The sequence below is a fragment of the Hydrogenovibrio sp. genome (assembly GCF_049975065.1).
Taxonomy (GTDB): Bacteria; Pseudomonadota; Gammaproteobacteria; order Thiomicrospirales; family Thiomicrospiraceae; genus Hydrogenovibrio.
The window spans coordinates 17,755-33,138 of sequence record NZ_JBNGDN010000002.1 but is presented as its reverse complement, the minus strand read 5'-3'; the positions used below and the strand labels follow the sequence as shown (position 1 = coordinate 33,138).

At 54.3% G+C, this 15,384-nt stretch carries 16 protein-coding genes; 13 read left to right on the top strand and 3 right to left on the bottom strand.

Annotated features, from left to right (window positions below):
- Positions 1–60: 60 nt before the first annotated feature.
- From ACP5D0_RS00830 to ACP5D0_RS00800, 7 genes are read left to right on the top strand one after another with little or no spacing between them, the layout of a single operon-like run.
- Positions 61–1,452, top strand: coding sequence for an NAD(P)/FAD-dependent oxidoreductase (locus tag ACP5D0_RS00830; protein ID WP_472363652.1), 1,392 nt, complete (start codon positions 61–63; stop codon positions 1,450–1,452).
- Positions 1,445–2,251: a DUF1365 domain-containing protein gene (locus tag ACP5D0_RS00825; protein ID WP_472363651.1), complete on the top strand. Its 807-nt coding sequence runs from the start codon at positions 1,445–1,447 to the stop codon at positions 2,249–2,251. Before ACP5D0_RS00830 ends, ACP5D0_RS00825 begins: the two co-directional genes overlap by 8 nt.
- Complete coding sequence (locus tag ACP5D0_RS00820; protein ID WP_472363650.1) at positions 2,239–3,477, top strand: class I SAM-dependent methyltransferase; 1,239 nt, start codon at positions 2,239–2,241, stop codon at positions 3,475–3,477. Before ACP5D0_RS00825 ends, ACP5D0_RS00820 begins: the two co-directional genes overlap by 13 nt.
- The gene (locus tag ACP5D0_RS00815) at positions 3,471–4,019 is read left to right on the top strand and encodes a DUF3833 domain-containing protein (RefSeq protein ID WP_472363649.1); all 549 of its coding nucleotides are present in this window, start codon (positions 3,471–3,473) and stop codon (positions 4,017–4,019) included. Before ACP5D0_RS00820 ends, ACP5D0_RS00815 begins: the two co-directional genes overlap by 7 nt.
- Complete coding sequence (locus ACP5D0_RS00810; RefSeq protein ID WP_472363648.1) at positions 4,016–4,567, top strand: chalcone isomerase family protein; 552 nt, start codon at positions 4,016–4,018, stop codon at positions 4,565–4,567. The genes ACP5D0_RS00815 and ACP5D0_RS00810 overlap by 4 nt, the downstream gene beginning before the upstream one ends.
- Positions 4,564–6,075 carry a cryptochrome/photolyase family protein gene (locus ACP5D0_RS00805; RefSeq protein ID WP_472363647.1) on the top strand — a complete coding sequence of 504 codons (1,512 nt, stop codon included), beginning with the start codon at positions 4,564–4,566 and terminating at the stop codon, positions 6,073–6,075. The genes ACP5D0_RS00810 and ACP5D0_RS00805 overlap by 4 nt, the downstream gene beginning before the upstream one ends.
- Before the next feature lie 59 nt (positions 6,076–6,134).
- Entirely contained in the window at positions 6,135–6,959 is an 825-nt protein-coding gene (locus ACP5D0_RS00800; protein WP_472363646.1) for a MerR family transcriptional regulator, read from the top strand.
- Positions 6,960–6,978: 19 nt separating this feature from the next.
- Here the strand turns inward: ACP5D0_RS00800 and ACP5D0_RS00795 are convergent, their stop codons facing one another.
- On the bottom strand, positions 6,979–7,443 hold the full coding sequence (locus ACP5D0_RS00795) for a PAS domain-containing protein (RefSeq protein ID WP_472363645.1): 465 nt from the start codon (positions 7,441–7,443) through the stop codon (positions 6,979–6,981).
- A gap of 261 nt (positions 7,444–7,704) precedes the next feature.
- Here ACP5D0_RS00795 and ACP5D0_RS00790 point away from each other — a divergent pair, with 261 nt between their 5' ends.
- The 4 genes from ACP5D0_RS00790 to mtnN all read left to right on the top strand — a co-directional run bounded on the left by ACP5D0_RS00790 (position 7,705) and on the right by mtnN (position 10,929).
- Positions 7,705–8,757 (top strand): c-type cytochrome, encoded by a 1,053-nt coding sequence (locus ACP5D0_RS00790; RefSeq protein ID WP_472363644.1) that lies wholly within the window; start codon positions 7,705–7,707, stop codon positions 8,755–8,757.
- A 104-nt stretch (positions 8,758–8,861) separates the two neighbouring features.
- Positions 8,862–9,671, top strand: a complete 810-nt coding sequence (locus ACP5D0_RS00785; RefSeq protein WP_472363643.1) for a glucosaminidase domain-containing protein — start codon at positions 8,862–8,864, stop codon at positions 9,669–9,671.
- 11 nt (positions 9,672–9,682) lie between these two features.
- Entirely contained in the window at positions 9,683–10,204 is a 522-nt protein-coding gene (gene luxS, locus ACP5D0_RS00780; protein ID WP_472363642.1) for an S-ribosylhomocysteine lyase, read from the top strand.
- A 26-nt stretch (positions 10,205–10,230) separates the two neighbouring features.
- Positions 10,231–10,929 carry a 5'-methylthioadenosine/S-adenosylhomocysteine nucleosidase gene (mtnN, locus tag ACP5D0_RS00775; protein ID WP_472363641.1) on the top strand — a complete coding sequence of 233 codons (699 nt, stop codon included), beginning with the start codon at positions 10,231–10,233 and terminating at the stop codon, positions 10,927–10,929.
- A 25-nt stretch (positions 10,930–10,954) separates the two neighbouring features.
- Here mtnN and ACP5D0_RS00770 read toward each other — a convergent pair whose 3' ends face one another.
- On the bottom strand, positions 10,955–12,514 hold the full coding sequence (locus tag ACP5D0_RS00770; RefSeq protein WP_472363640.1) for a putative bifunctional diguanylate cyclase/phosphodiesterase: 1,560 nt from the start codon (positions 12,512–12,514) through the stop codon (positions 10,955–10,957).
- A gap of 585 nt (positions 12,515–13,099) precedes the next feature.
- On the opposite strand from ACP5D0_RS00770, the gene ACP5D0_RS00765 reads away from it, so the two are divergent.
- Both ACP5D0_RS00765 and ACP5D0_RS00760 read left to right on the top strand, forming a co-directional pair.
- Complete coding sequence (locus ACP5D0_RS00765; protein WP_472363639.1) at positions 13,100–13,561, top strand: flagellar export chaperone FliS; 462 nt, start codon at positions 13,100–13,102, stop codon at positions 13,559–13,561.
- Positions 13,562–13,713: 152 nt separating this feature from the next.
- A complete protein-coding gene (locus tag ACP5D0_RS00760; RefSeq protein ID WP_472363638.1) occupies positions 13,714–14,265 on the top strand; it encodes a HipA N-terminal domain-containing protein in 552 nt (183 codons plus the stop codon).
- A 337-nt stretch (positions 14,266–14,602) separates the two neighbouring features.
- Here the strand turns inward: ACP5D0_RS00760 and ACP5D0_RS00755 are convergent, their stop codons facing one another.
- Positions 14,603–14,872, bottom strand: coding sequence for a pyridoxamine 5'-phosphate oxidase family protein (locus tag ACP5D0_RS00755; protein WP_472363637.1), 270 nt, complete (start codon positions 14,870–14,872; stop codon positions 14,603–14,605).
- Between the last annotated feature and the right edge of the window lie 512 nt (positions 14,873–15,384).

The following is a 15,384-nucleotide window of genomic DNA, read 5'->3' as shown; positions in this document are numbered from 1 at the left end:
CAACAAGTTATACAAACTAACCAAACATCCTGCCCGCAAAGGAAACAGAGGCTTACAGACATGACCACACACACCCGCCAATTAGACACCCCCCCACCCAACAGCCGCATTGCCGTCATCGGCAGTGGCATCAGTGGCTTGGCCAGCGCCTGGCTGCTCAGCCAAAAACACGACGTCACGCTGCTGGAAAAAAACGACTATCTCGGCGGCCACACCCACACCGTCAACCTCGATACCGGCGAAGGCAAGCCAGTGGCAGTGGATACCGGCTTCATCGTGTACAACGAACCCAATTACCCTTTGCTGACCGAGATGCTGCGCTACCTCAAGATCGACACCTTGAAAACGGAAATGAGCTTTGCCGTGTCCATCAACCAAGGCGAAGTGGAATATTCCGGCGACAACCTCAACACCCTGTTCGCCCAGCGTCGCAACCTGTTTTCGCCGACCCATTGGCAAATGCTCACCGACATTGTGCGCTTCAATCGCCTCGCCAAGCAAACTCTTGCCGCCGCCAAAGCCAGCGTTATCCCGCAGGATTACAGTCTAACGCTGGAAGATTTTCTGGCGCAACACGGTTTCAGCGACGTCCTCATACACCACTATTTGCTGCCAATGGCCGCCGCCATCTGGTCGTGTCCGACCGACACCATGTTGAAATTCCCAGCCCACAGCTTTCTGCAGTTTTTTGAAAACCACGGATTGCTCAACATCGACGACCGTCCGCAATGGCAGACCATTCACAACGGCAGCAACCGTTACATCGAAGCGATTTTCGAAGACGCCCAACGCCACAAGCGCCTCAGCGCCTTCACCGAAGCCCCGGTTGAAAACATCACCCGCGAGGCGGACGGCTACGCCATTGACACACCGCAAGGGCGATTTGACGGCTTCGACCACATTGTTTTCGCCAGCCATGCCGATGAAAGCTACGCCTTGCTGCCGGACGAGTTCAAGGATCAGTTTGCCCCCTTACGCGCCTTCCAGTATCAAAAAAACACCGCCTATTTACACGGCGACCGTCAACTCATGCCCAAACGCCGCCTCACTTGGGCGGCCTGGAATTACCTGCGCGATAAAAACGTGGCGGAAAACCGCGTGGCGGTCACCTACTGGATGAACAAACTGCAATCCCTGCCCACCGAGCAGAATGTCTTTGTCACCCTCAACCCGATTGAGCCACCGGCTCAAACGCTCACCCATGCCATTTTCGAATACGACCATCCGGTGTTTGACAGCGCCGCCATGCAGGCACAAGGCCAGCTCGACAAACTGCAAGGCCTGCACAACCTCTGGTTTGCCGGTGCCTACACCGGTTACGGCTTCCATGAAGACGGCCTGCGCAGCGCGGTGAATCTGGCCGAACGCTTCGGCTTAACCCCGCCTTGGACGCCCAACGTGGAAACCGCCAAAATTGATCGCGACATCCAACCTGAGGTGCGTCATGCCTAGTGCCCTTTACGCCTGCCAGGTCATGCACCAGCGTTTCGGCGAGGTCACTTATCGTTTTAAATACGCGGTGATGGCGCTGAAAATCGACATCGACACCTTTGAATCGGAAGCCGCCCACCACCGCTGGCTATCATTCAACCGTTTCAATCTCATCAGTGTGCGCACCGAAGACTTCGGCGCACGAAACGGCCAGGCCTGGCGGGAATGGGTCAACGATCTGCTGGCGCAATACGGGCTGCCACAGCCGCCGCACCGGGTGGAAATCGTCTGCACCCCGCGCATTCTCGGCAAGGCCTTTAACCCGCTGGCGCTCTGGTACGCCTACGATGCCGAAAACCGCCTGATCGCCGTCATCGGCGAAGTCAGCAACACCTTTGGGCAATGGCACCATTATGTTTTGACCCATCCAACACAGCCAGGGCAACCGCTCAATCGCGACGGTAAGCGCCTGCACACCCAAGCCGACAAACGCTTTCACGTCTCGCCCTTTCTCGGCATGGACAGCCATTACGAATTCCGCCTGTCGGCACCGGACGATCATTATCACGTGTGGATTAAGCAATTCGAACAACAGCAGCCGCGCCTGATCGCCACCCAAAGCGGGGTGCGTCAGTGCTTGACCGATGCCAACCTGCTGAAAGCCTTTGGCCGCTTTCCGCTGCACGCGCTCAAGGTGCTGGGACTGATTCACTGGTGGGCGCTGAAAATCTGGCTAAAAGGTGGCCGTTTTCACCGCACTCCTAAACATCTAAACGACATTCAACACAGCCATTCGGAGATGACGCTATGTTCAAATTAATCACTCACCCGCTGGAACAACTGCTGCCAAACTTTGTGTGGCAAAAAGTCATTCAACGTCTGCCGTTTGACGGCATTCGCTTTGGCAGCCTCACCATTCGCTATCGCAATGAAGCCTACCGCTTCGAAGGGGCTGAAAGCGGCTGCCATGCCGACCTGACCATTACCTCGCTGCTGCGTTTCTGGTTTCTGATGAAAACCCAAGGCGAGCTGGGTGTCACCCAAGCCTACATTGAGCACACCATCGACAGCCCATCGCTGCATCAGCTGATGACCTTTGCCCACCAAAACCGCGAATCTCTGGCGCACCTGTTGGCCAGCCAAAAACCGCTGGGGTGGTGGCACCTGTGGCAACATCGCCGCCGCCACAATTCGGTGAAAAATGCCCGCCGCAATATCTCGGCGCACTACGATCTCGGCAATGATTTTTACCGCCTGTGGCTGGACGAAACCATGACCTACTCCAGCGGGATTTTTCGCCATGAAAACGATTCGCTGGCGATTACCCAACACCGCAAATACCAGCGCATTCTCGACCAGCTTGCCATCCAACCGGGCGACCGAGTGCTGGAAATCGGTTGCGGCTGGGGCGGGTTTCTGGAAGCCGCCGCCCGCCAAGGTGCGCACGCCAAAGGCCTGACGCTGTCGCACGAACAGCACGCCTACGCCCAGGAGCGCCTCTCACGTCAGTCGCTCGACCACCTGGCGCAGCCAGTGCTGCAAGACTACCGTCACGAAACCGGACAATACGACCACATCGTCAGCATTGAAATGTTCGAAGCCGTTGGCCGTGAATACTGGGACACCTATTTCACCCAACTGCAGCGGACCCTCAAACCCGGCGGCAAAGCGGTTTTGCAAATCATCACCATCGACGAATCCGTGGCGGAAGACTACCAAAACAGCGTGGACTTCATTCAGGCCTACATTTTCCCCGGTGGGCTGCTGCCGAGTGTGACCCAACTCAAACAACTGGCGCTACAGCATCACTTTGACTGGCAGGACGATTTTGCCTTTGGCGAAGACTATGCCCGCACACTGCAACACTGGCACACCCACTTTAACCGCCAGACATCGACACTGGACAGCCTCGGCTACGACCAGCGTTTCCGCCGCCTGTGGCGCTATTATCTGGATTACTGTCAGGTCGGTTTTGAACAAGGCCACATCAATGTGTATCAAATCACCCTGCAAAAACAAGCCCCCGAGGAGGTGTGCGCATGTTAAAACGTCTGCTACTTTGTCTGCTCCCCTTTAGCCTCACCGCTTGCAGTCACACGCCGGTCAGCCAATACGCCGAGCTGGAACCCAAGCTGGATCTGTTCGACTACTTTGCCGGAAACACCCAGGCCTGGGGACAATTCCAAAACCGCAGTGGCGAGCTGGTGCGGCGCTTTACCGTGGACATCACCGGCACCGTCTCCCAAACCAAAGACGGGCAACCCCAACTGACGCTTGACGAACGCTTTGTCTACGACGACGGTGAACGCCAAACCCGCATCTGGACCATTGTGGAAACCGCACCCAACCAATATCAGGGGCAAGCGGGTGATGTGGTGGGCATCGCCCAAGGCGAATCCGCCGGTCCGGCATTAAACTGGCGCTACACCCTAGACTTGCCCTATCAAGATGCCAGTATTCACGTCCAGTTTGATGACTGGATGTATCTGCAGGACAAACACACCCTCATCAATCGCGCGGAAGTCACCAAATGGGGCTTTAAAGTGGGCGAAGTGACGCTGTTTTTCCGCAAAGGAAGCGAGCAATGACACCGCGCTTCTCAACACTGGGAATCCTATCCCTCAGCGCCCTGATGGGGCTTTTGCCTGGCCTGGCGAAAAGCGCCGAATGGCAACCGGTGGGTGAAGCCACCGCCTATTGGGCCGGCCTCATTCCGGTGTACGACGCCCAGCTGGAAGCCTCGAGCGATGCCGCCCTGGACACACTTTTGTCGGACGACACCCCGTTGAGACTGCAGCTCTGCTATCGGGTGAAACTGACGCAATCCGAATTTATCCAGGCCGCCGAACAAGCCCTGCCGAAGTCCCTCAGCCCCGCGCACCAAAAAGCGGTGAACAGCCTGCACCAACGCTACCAAACCGTGCAACCCAACGACTGCTACCAACTGGTTTACGCGCCGCAAACCGGTGTCGAGCTGAGGCTCAATAACGTTGTACAATACCGCGACAAGACCCCCGGGTTCAAAGCGGTTTATTTCGGCATTTGGCTGGGTGACGCGCCTTTATCCGACAGCGTAAAAGCCGACCTGACCGAAAAACTGCCGCCATCCACCGACCAAACGAGAACCGAATCATGACGCCCCGCAACACCGCCGCCAAGACCGCATCGTCTGACGCCATCACCTTGGTTTGGTTGCAGCGCGAACTGCGGCTGCACCACAATCCGGCCTTGTCCAGTGCTCTGGAGCAGGCGGCGCAAACCGGTCAAGCGGTGATTGTGGCCTACTTTCACGACCCGGCACAGACCGTCGGCGACGCCAACAGCGTCTGGCTGGCACAGAGCCTGCAACAGCTCAAACACAGTCTGCAGGCACAAGGCGGCGACCTTTGGCAGGTGGCGGGCGACTTTCGCCAGGCCTGGTCAAAACTGCTGCAAGACTACCCGATTCAGCGGGTGCACTACACCCGGCAACTCGGCCAGCCGTTCAGCACACTGCAATCCTGGGCACATCAAATTTCTGCGGAACACGGCGTGGCAATGCACGCCTTCGACAGCGAAAACTGGCGGCCTTATGAGGCACTGCGCAATCAAACCGGCCAACCTTATAAGGTGTTCACTCCTTTTTATAAAGCCCTGATGCAGCAACTGGATCAAATCGAAACGCTGGACGACAGCCGCCCAGACGTCACCGCCAGCGCCCAAATTTCCTGCCCGCCCGCCTACGCCGACACGCCGGAACCCTTGAAACAACTCTGCGCCCAGCCTTGGGCTCAAAAAATTCTGCAACACTGGCGCATCGGCGAACACCAGGCCTGGCAAAAACTGGATAGGTTTGTCACCCAGCGCCTGAACGCCTACACCGATACCCGTGATTTCCCCGCGCAACCCGGCACCAGTGAACTGTCGCCTCACCTGCATTTTGGCGAGCTGCACAGCCGCGCGGTGCTTCAGGCGTTATGGCCACACGCGGCCGACACCCCAAAAGCCGCCGCACCTTGGCTGCGCCAATTGGCTTGGCGCGAATTCGCCCGCTCCATTCTGTGGCACTTTCCCGAATCGGAAACCCAGCCATTCCAACCGAAATTTCGTGGCTTTTACACCCCACTGGACACACAAAATGCGCGACAGCACGAAATCTACCAGGCCTGGTGTCGCGGTGAAACCGGCGTGCCCATTATTGACGCAGGCATGAAACAACTCTGGGAAACCGGCTGGATGCACAACCGAGTGCGAATGCTGGTGGCCTCTTGGCTCACCAAAAACGCCGACATCGACTGGCGCGCGGGCGAACACTGGTTTCGTCAAACACTGGTGGACGCCGACCCCGCCAATAATGTGATGGGCTGGCAATGGGTGGCTGGATGCGGCGTCGATGCCGCGCCCTATTACCGCTTATTTAATCCGGTGCTGCAAAGCGAAAAATTCGATGCGAACGGCGACTACTTAAAACGCTGGCTGCCAACATTGCAGGCCTGGCCGAAACACGCGATTCACGCACCCTGGCAAGCCGGAAAGGGCAAAGACGCCTCACCGCAAATCGGCCTGTTTGGCGAAGCGCCACCGCCGATTGTGGATCTCACGCTCAGTCGGCAACGCCATCTGGAAAGGGTGCAAGCGCTCAAAGCGCGTGCAACGCCCGACTGAACGCTGATTTAAAACGTCAAGATTGACCTTTGTATAACGTTTGTATAAGATAACACATTATGAATTCAACCGCACCCGAAGCCCATTTGGTTCCCATCCGTGAAGTGGCGAAAATCACCGGACTGAACCCCATTACCATCCGCGCCTGGGAAAGACGCTACGATCTGGTGGAACCGATTCGCACCGAATCCGGCCATCGTCTCTACACGCCCGAGCACATCGTTACCTTGCAAGAAGCGGTAAAACTGACGCAGCAGGGCATTCCCATCAGCCAGATTAAAGCCCTGCTGCCGGAGCCAAAGGTGGCTATTCCCGCACAAAACGACGACATTCGCCAGCCGCTGATTCAGCAAGTGGAAAAACAAGATTCGACGCAGCTCAACCAACTGCTGGAAAGTTTACTGGCCGATTTCCCCGACAGCTTCTGGATCGCCGCGTTACTGAAAACCGACTTTGCCCTGCGCGATGCCGCGACCACACAACGAAATTTCTGGGAAAGCCTTCTTTTACCCAGGCTTTACTCGCGGCTGTATCTCGCGCAACGCTCGCAAACCAGCCGCCGCCCTTTGATCTGGGTACAAGCACAAACACAGCGGGAAAGGGTGTTACAGATATTGGCGGCGCTGCAGATTAACTTGGGTGGCGGACGCGCCTTTATCACGTCGGAAACGCTGACGCCGGACGACAACGCTATGAAACAGTTGCAGGCCAACCACTGCAAAGGGCTGGCCGCGGCCAGTTTTGCGCCGGACTTTCACGCCCGAGCCTGGCAGAAATGGTCACAGGCACACCCCAGTTTTCAGTGTCACCTATTTGCCCACCCGGCACTGAAACCGCTGGACGAAAGCCACAGCTTGAGTGTGACGTTTTTCGATCAGGAATGAAGCCAACAAGCCGTGAGGATCAAGAGTCTTTTTGCGCTGACGCCAGTTGTTGTTCCAACTCGGCGATGCGTGTTTCCGCCGCTTCCAACGCTTGGCGCAGTTCGACGATTTCGGTGACATCTTTCTGAATGCCAATGTAATAGGTCACTTGGTCGCCTTCATCATAAAAGGGCGTGACGCTCAATTCGTTCCAGAAATGCGTGCCGTCTTTACGGTAATTTTTTAGAATGGTGCGCACCGGCGCGTTTTCATCAATCGCGCTGCGAATCTGTTTCACCGGCAACTGGTCGGTTGCTTCGCCCTGCAAAAAACGACAGTCCTGATAAAGAATTTCATCCGACTGGTAGCCCGTCAGCTTTTCAAACGCCGGGTTAACGTAAATCAACACCGTGTCACGATCTTCCTTCTCGGCAATCACAATTCCGTCTTGTGCATTTTCCACCAGTTGTAGCAGCGTTTCGTAACGCAGTTTTGCATCCTTCATTCTCATTCCGTCCTTGTCGCCAATGCGTAACAAAGTGCGCGTGATCGTCAAAAAGCAAGAAAAAGCACGTCTCTCCGCTTTTTCAAAAACGTCATTCTACCGAAAATCTTAACCGAGGTCACACACCCCGCCGCAAAATACCTTATTTCGCTTGACAAATGCCGCCAAACCCTTAGCCTTAATGGGGTCAAGGCGCATTGCGCGACATCGACGACTCAACGTTAACGGTTCAACTTCAGCGGCTCATAATCAGGAGATTTCATGAAAACGCCCAGCAAAACCACTCGCACACTCACTCAATTAACGGCACTGGTGTTCTGTGGCAGCCTGACCGCCACGACCATGGCAATGGATGTCAGCCCGTTTAAACCCGGTGACACCCTCACCGCCGAGCAGGCCAGCGAACTGCTGAAGCGCTACAAAGACCGCTTGGTACAGCCTTGGACGGTGCCGGACAAAGCCGACATTAATAAGGAACCCAACGCCGAGTCGATTCGTTACGGCATTCAAGTGCTCAACCAAACCAATGACACCATCGGACCGAAAGTGGCCAACCCGAACTTGCGCTATTCTGGCAACAGCCTTAATTGCACCAGTTGCCACATCTCCGGCCCCCAGGGCTTGCCGGGCACCATGCCGTATGGCATTCCGTTTGTGAATGTGATGAACGACTACCCGAATTTCCGCAAACGCAGCATGAGCATCGGTTCGCCAGAAGACCGTGTGGAAGGCTGCATGACGCGCAGCCAGGGCGCAGGCAAACCTTTGCCGAAAGACTCCAAAGAGATGAAAGGCATTATCGACTACTTTACCTGGCTGGCCAAAGGCACGCATCCCAACCAAGCGATGCAATACACTGGCTTACCGAATATCGACTTCCCAAGTCGCGCCGCCGATCCCAAAACCGGTAAAAACCTCTATGCCGAACACTGCATTGCCTGCCATCAAGCCAATGGACTGGGGTTAAAAGCCGCCAGCTACGACAAGGATGGCAACTACACCTTCCCACCACTGACCGGACCGGATTCGTTTAATAACGGCGCGGGCATGAGCCGCTTAATGACCGCCACCAAGTTTATTTACGCCAATATGCCGCTGGGCGCGACCCACAAATCGCCGGTGCTGAGCGTGGAAGAAGCTTATGACATCGCGGGTTACATCGAGTCGCTGCCCAGAAGCGAACACCCAGGGCGCGATAAAGACTTTCCAAACCCGAAATTCCGCCCGAAAGATTATCCGGTGCCCGCCTATTTTAACGGCGATCAAGCCGCACTGGAAAAAGCCAAATACGGGCCTTTTACCAGCGGAAAATAACCGACGTTCACTGCCCGCACCGGCGTCGCTGACGCCGGCACGGCGCATTACCCTGTCACAACAAATATCACAATATCACAACAACCTTTTAGCGGAAAATCACCATGCACACTTTTTTTCAAGGTCGCTTTTTCGGCCTGTTTGGACTATTTGGGCTAGTAGGGCTCACTTTTGGCTTATTGCTGAGCGGTTGCTCACAATCGGATACGCCGTCACCATCGACATCACACAGCACAACATCCGACGCGCCCTTGCCAGCCGTACCGAACTTTGCCGCCATTCCGGACGGAGAAGCACGCAAAAAAGCCTTTTTCGATTTTATGGCACCGTTGGTTCACCGCGCCAATGCCGAAGTGCTGACCCAGCGTCAGCGCCTGCAAAATCTGATGCAACAGGCCACACGCCAACCAAATGACCAGGCCTGGCTGAAAACGCTGGCGGCGCGTTACGGGCTGAAGCCTTTCAACCCCGAATCCACCGCCGACCGCAAGGCGCTGTTGCAACGCATCGACAAGGTGCCCACCGCGCTGGCGCTGGCGCAGTCGGCCAATGAAAGCGCCTGGGGCACCTCACGCTTTGCCCGCGAAGGCCACAATTATTTCGGCCAGTGGTGTTACACGCCCGGCTGCGGCCTCGTGCCCAGCCAGCGTGCCCAAGGCGAGATCCAAGAAGTGAAACGCTTTAAACACCCTTACGACTCGGTCGTCAGCTACATTCACAACCTCAACACCCATAACACCTATGCCAAATTGCGCGACATCCGCGCCCAGGCACGCGCCGACGGCCAATCGCTCACCGGGCTGGAAATGGCCAATGGGCTGGTAAACTATTCCGCCCGCAAAGAAGAATATGTCAAGGCATTGCAGAGCATGATTCGTTATAATAAGCTCACGCAATTCAATGAAAATCATTAAAAGGAAGACTTATGCCACTACTCGACAGCTTTACTGTGGATCACAAAATCATGAAAGCCCCGGCGGTGCGCGTGGCCAAGACCATGCAAACCCCGGGCGGCGACACCATTACGGTGTTTGATCTGCGCTTCAATAAACCCAATGAAGACATGATGGGCGAAAAAGGCATTCATACCCTGGAACATCTGTTTGCGGGTTTCATTCGCGCCCACCTCAATGCCGACGATGTGGAAATCATTGACGTCTCGCCCATGGGCTGCCGCACCGGTTTTTATATGAGCCTGATCGGCACGCCGGAAGAGCAGCGCGTGGCCGATGCTTGGCTAAAAGCCATGCAGGACGTATTGCAAGTGGCGAAAATGGAAGACATTCCCGAGCTGAACGAGTACCAGTGCGGCACCTATAAAATGCACTCGCTGGACGAAGCCAAGGCGATTGCCCAAAATATTATCGACCACGGCATCGGTGTCAACAAAAACGAAGACTTGGCAATGGATGCTGAAACGCTGCGCCAACTTGGCAATGACGTTTAAATGACGTTTAAAAGAGGTGAATCGGAATGAAAGTCGCGATTATCGGGGCGATGGAAGAAGAAATCGCCCTGCTGCGTAACCAGATTGAAAACCGCACCACCGAAACGCACGGCGGCTTTGAATATTATCTCGGGCAGATTAACGGACTGGAAGTGGTGCTGTTGCGCTCCGGCATCGGCAAGGTGAATGCCGCCATTGGCACCGCCTTGCTGATTAAACTCTACGAACCGGATTGTGTCATCAACACCGGTTCGGCGGGCGGGTTTCACCCAGACCTGGAAGTGGGCGACATCGTCATCAGCGCCGCGGTCACCCATCATGATGTGGACGTCACCCCTTTCGGCTACGTCAAGGGTCAGGTGCCGGGGCACCCGGAAAACTACACCGCCGACCCAGGCCTGGTGGAAATCGCCATTCACAGCATTGAAGCTTTGCAGGAAGTCAGTCACATGCACGGATTGATCGCCACCGGCGACCGTTTTATGCACCTGCCGGAAGACGTGGAAACCACCCGCAGTCATTTTCCAGAGATGTTGGCCTGCGAAATGGAAGCGGCCGCCGTGGCGCAAACCTGCCATGCGTTTGAGGTGCCGTTTGTGATTATCCGTTCGCTGTCGGACATTGCCGGTAAAGAAAATGCGGTGACCTTTGAACAGTATCTCGACAAGGCCGCGACCCATTCGGCCAGGCTGATTCTGGAGATGCTCAAAGAATTGAAGTCGTAACCGTTCGGCTCGCCAGACGAGCCGATTATCGCAGTAACGCCTCAAAGCGCTCCGTAGCCATCGGCAAGCTCCAGTAAGGGCCTTGGCCGAAGTGACAGCCCCAGTCGCGCAGCGCGCTCACTTCCGACTCCTCACTCAAGCCGGTGGCCATCACACAGGCATCCAGCCCTTGCGCCATCTGAATCAACGCCTGAATCCACTTTTGCCCTTCGGGCGTGACCATGTGACGTTTCAGCCAGACCTGGTCAAATTTCATTTCCTGCACATTCAGACCGGACAGGCTCGCTAACTGCAACGGACTGGCCCCCAGACCGGTCAACGTTAACTGAAATCCGGCCTCAGACAAGGCTTGCAGCCTCGCGATCCAATGCGGCTCCACCTGTTCTAGGTGCGCCAGCGCAAAGGCCAGTTGCAGTTGATTGGGGGCAATATCAAATCGGTGCAGACGCTGACGCATTTTGGCCAATAAATCGTCCTGCTGCCACAGGCTTTCGAACACCGGCACCGTCACCATCAACTCGGCATCCCAAGCCGACCACTGTTTCACATAATAACAAGCGGTGTCCAGCAGCCAGTTGCCGATCGACATTTCCTGACCACTGCTGCGCAGCAGCCCTTGCCACTCTTCATACGGCGGGTGCAGAACGGGCGACGAGGTGGCATTCGTCGCATCTTCCCGCTTTTTCACCGCTTCGGCATGCGTCCAATGCAGGCATACGGAACCGCCAACAACCCGGTTCTGCTTTAAATCCACCTGCGGCTCCACCACGGTGAAAAAACGATTGTGGCGCAATGCCTCACGAAACGCCTGCTGCCAATCCTGCGACTTCTCTGGCGCTTTCGACTGAACGTCCTGATAAAAACAAAAGGTGCGCTTGCCTCTTGATTTCGACAAGTACAGCGCCTCATCCGCCTGCTCGATCAGCTCAGATGCCAGCTTAGAGTCCTGCGGAAACTGAGCAATACCAATGCTGCTGGAAGTGCGCACTTCCTGACCGTCAAACCAGTAAGGACGCGCCACCTCGTCCACAATGCGCTGGCAGACGGATTCAATTTCCGCTGTGGCCACCCGCTCCGGCAGCAAAATTACAAACTCATCGCCCCCTAGGCGACAAACCACATCCTGCTGGCGCACCACCGCCAGCAATCGCGCACTGACGTAACGCAACAAGTCATCGCCAATGTGATGGCCTAGGGTGTCATTAACGCTTTTAAACCCGTCCAGATCCAGAAACAGTAATGAAAAGTCCGTCTGCGCCTCAGTGGCCGACTGAACCAGGTCGTCCAGCAACTCGTGAAAATAGCCGCGATTGGGCAAATGCGTCAGAGAATCGAAATTGGCTTTGTAATACAACTCCGCCGTGCGCTGCTGCACTTCCGACTCAATCAGATAGGCCACATCCGGCGTATCGGTAAACCGTGTTTGCAACTCGCCTAAAAGGCGCTGCAGTCCGGCCTGTTTCATGGTATCGTCCAATGCGGATGCGGTGGCGTCTGTCACCACGGATGACATCGACGACGATGACCAGTCACGTTTTCGTCCGGGTTTTGCCTTGCGTGCGGTAGGATGCGTTAACTGCGTCATAATCACTTACCCTTTTCGATCAGCTCGATCATTGCTTGCTCTGTGTCAGTTTGACCTGGGTCGGCTTGACCCTCGTCAGCTTGACCCAAATCAATTTTGCCTCGTTTGCAGACGATCAAGCAAGGGCAGTGCCAATTTCTACGAAGCCTTTTGTCAATGGGTTTACCGCCATTCAATTGACTGAACCACTGATTTAACCCCGCCGTTTTAAGACCCCAACAAAACCAATCGCAAACGAAAAGGGCGAAAATTGCCGCCAGCCTCCCGCCCTATCGCTCACCCCTTTTCATTAAGCCTCATTACTCAGATGACGCCGAAAAACAGACACCCGATCCCGATGTGTCAACTTTCTGATAAAGCGCCATTGTGAGCAGGCCAAACATCTGTCGAAACGCCGTCAAAACCCTAAAAAAATACAGGAAATACTAAAAACTTATTGTTTATTTTCAATCAGTTATAAATCACATCTCTCGCATGGCACAGTGACTGCTTTGTACTAGGCAACCGATTTAGAACCGTCGCTGACCGCGACGCCATTTCAACGCAAAAACCGAAATCCATTTGGACAAACAGGAGATTGTTGCCATGATGATGAACGAAATGATGCAAGACACCACGACCGAAGCCACCGCCGCACAGGCCGGTCAACCCAAAGCACCGATTTTAAAAGACTACCAACAAGACAGTCAGTTTGAAGCCGAGCTGGTCACCAACCCAATGAAAACCGTCATGCTGCTATTACAAGGCGTAGTGGATAAGGGCAATCTGGCCAAAGTGTGTCACCAAAGCCAAGCGCTGGTGGAAAAAGGCTTCCACCTTGGACGCATGACCACCATTCTGGACGCCTTGCGCGACCGCTTAAACCTAGCGGAAAACTCGCCGATGGCGTTTGATCTGGAAGAGCTGTACAACTACGCCGATAAAGCCATTCAGGAAGCCGTGTTTGAAAAAGACACTTTTTATCTGGACAGCGCCATTGAAATTCTGACCGAAGTGCGCGACGCCTGGCAGGAAGCCATCACGCAAACCGACCAACCGAACGCTTAAAAAGCCCCTCCCGTGTTTCAGCCGAATGTCCCCTTCAACATTCGGCTTTGCTGTGTTTTAGTCTCCTCCCCTCCACTTTCCACTCGAACGCCATGATTATGACCGACTGAAGACGCAATGCACCCAACGCCCGAAAGGTTCCGTCGAGCAAGATGGCTTTTAAACCGATTCAAAAACTACAGGTGCATCGAACCCTGGAAACCGGTGAGCAGGTTGCCGTCGGTGTGTTGGCACAAAATCGTCAAGGCGTGTTTTTTCAATATGATGCGGCCTATTTAAGTGAATTCGGCCACCTTTCGCCCTTTAGTTTAAACGAAACACTTGATCTTCAGCCTGCGCCTAAAACACCTCACGGTGGACTGCATGGTGTCTTTGCCGATTGCTTGCCAGACGGTTGGGGTTTGCTGTTGCAGGATCGATTATTTCGTCAGCAGGGGACTGCACCCTCTCAAGTGACGCAGATGGATCGTTTGGCACTGGTCGGGTCGCGCGCGCTCGGCGCATTAAGCTTTGAACCACAATCCGACTGGATTTCTGAGCAGGTCGGTGAGACAGACTTAGCGACCTTGGGCATGCAAGCACAAGCTCTTTTTGATGGGCAAACCGATGAATTTTTAATGGCGTTATATGCGTCGGCAAGCCGTCCAGGCTGGTCTGGTTTTTCTGTTCCCAGTATTCCGAAATGCCGTCTTCGCCTTTTCTAACCGCCCATTCGTTCAGCTGTTCGCGCTCCTCGACATAGTCGAAAAACGGCACACCCATCCCACAAGAGGTTTGCACTAACCCGAAAATTTCATAAATTTGCGCCAAAATCGCGCAGGAAATTGTTTTCACAAGGAAATTTTCGAAGAAGTGTCGACTCCACGATTACGACCGACTGAGAAAATATGGCTTGTGGAATCAAGGGGCAAGCGAGATGGTGCCTAATTTATGAATTTTTCGGGCTAAATCAATGAATCTGACGTGCACCGGGAAGGGGGTGAAAGAGGCGATACAATCATTCCATTGCGGGTCTTGGCGATGCACCACTTTCGCCGTGCCTTATAAACGCAAAATCAAAGGCGCACCTTCAAACGTGCAAAACATCAGTGTCATACGCGGCTGTTGTTGCACATGGGCGGCGGTTTCATTACCGCTGCCGGTGACATTTAACCAAGCCACTTGATTTGCCGAAAGCACGCGCAACGAATCCATCCCCTTGGGCGACACATTCACGGGACTGTCTTGGGTGGCGGTGCCGACAAAATAGATTTTTTGCTGTTGGATAAAATCTGTCAGTTTGTCGTTTAACGCTTCAAGTTTCTGACCCATCGTGTTTTCCTTGTCCGTATCAAACGGATTAAACGGGTTAAACCCTAATATATTTGTGTCACCAACATCATACCGCAACAGTTCAATCGGTGTTACATCCTGAACGTTACACCCTAAACGCGAAAGTCAACACGATGCAAGTTCGACCCGGTGCGAATACAAGGGAGTTAAAATCGAATCCCAATATGTGTAAATCGATCCCCGCTCTTTTAACCCGACGAGTTCACACAGTTGCACCGACCTTGCGAAGCACAAATTCATGAAATCGTCGGGTTAATGTGTTTATAATAATTTTTAAGCTCGAAAAAATTCATAAATTATCAGAAACATAAATTATCAGAAAGTAGGCATCTTCTTTCTTGCCGTTTAATTCCTCAAACCCTATTGTCAGTCGCTCATCCTCGTAGAGTCGACGCTTATTCGAAATTTTTTGTGAAAACAATGCCCTGTTCGGCCTTGGTACCCATTTATGAATCGAAAAACCGAAGGTAATTTTTCGAGCCAACGACTCA

Bases quoted from the DNA above. Each gene is read 5' to 3' on its own strand.
- ACP5D0_RS00830 (WP_472363652.1), top strand. From the start codon at position 61: ATGACCACACACACCCGCCAATTAGACACCCCCCCACCCAACAGCCGC.
- ACP5D0_RS00825 (WP_472363651.1), top strand. From the start codon at position 1,445: ATGCCTAGTGCCCTTTACGCCTGCCAGGTCATGCACCAGCGTTTCGGC.
- ACP5D0_RS00820 (WP_472363650.1), top strand. From the start codon at position 2,239: ATGTTCAAATTAATCACTCACCCGCTGGAACAACTGCTGCCAAACTTT.
- ACP5D0_RS00815 (WP_472363649.1), top strand. From the start codon at position 3,471: ATGTTAAAACGTCTGCTACTTTGTCTGCTCCCCTTTAGCCTCACCGCT.
- ACP5D0_RS00810 (WP_472363648.1), top strand. From the start codon at position 4,016: ATGACACCGCGCTTCTCAACACTGGGAATCCTATCCCTCAGCGCCCTG.
- ACP5D0_RS00805 (WP_472363647.1), top strand. From the start codon at position 4,564: ATGACGCCCCGCAACACCGCCGCCAAGACCGCATCGTCTGACGCCATC.
- ACP5D0_RS00800 (WP_472363646.1), top strand. From the start codon at position 6,135: ATGAATTCAACCGCACCCGAAGCCCATTTGGTTCCCATCCGTGAAGTG.
- ACP5D0_RS00795 (WP_472363645.1), bottom strand. From the start codon at position 7,443: ATGAAGGATGCAAAACTGCGTTACGAAACGCTGCTACAACTGGTGGAA.
- ACP5D0_RS00790 (WP_472363644.1), top strand. From the start codon at position 7,705: ATGAAAACGCCCAGCAAAACCACTCGCACACTCACTCAATTAACGGCA.
- ACP5D0_RS00785 (WP_472363643.1), top strand. From the start codon at position 8,862: ATGCACACTTTTTTTCAAGGTCGCTTTTTCGGCCTGTTTGGACTATTT.
- luxS (WP_472363642.1), top strand. From the start codon at position 9,683: ATGCCACTACTCGACAGCTTTACTGTGGATCACAAAATCATGAAAGCC.
- mtnN (WP_472363641.1), top strand. From the start codon at position 10,231: ATGAAAGTCGCGATTATCGGGGCGATGGAAGAAGAAATCGCCCTGCTG.
- ACP5D0_RS00770 (WP_472363640.1), bottom strand. From the start codon at position 12,514: ATGACGCAGTTAACGCATCCTACCGCACGCAAGGCAAAACCCGGACGA.
- ACP5D0_RS00765 (WP_472363639.1), top strand. From the start codon at position 13,100: ATGATGATGAACGAAATGATGCAAGACACCACGACCGAAGCCACCGCC.
- ACP5D0_RS00760 (WP_472363638.1), top strand. From the start codon at position 13,714: ATGGCTTTTAAACCGATTCAAAAACTACAGGTGCATCGAACCCTGGAA.
- ACP5D0_RS00755 (WP_472363637.1), bottom strand. From the start codon at position 14,872: ATGGGTCAGAAACTTGAAGCGTTAAACGACAAACTGACAGATTTTATC.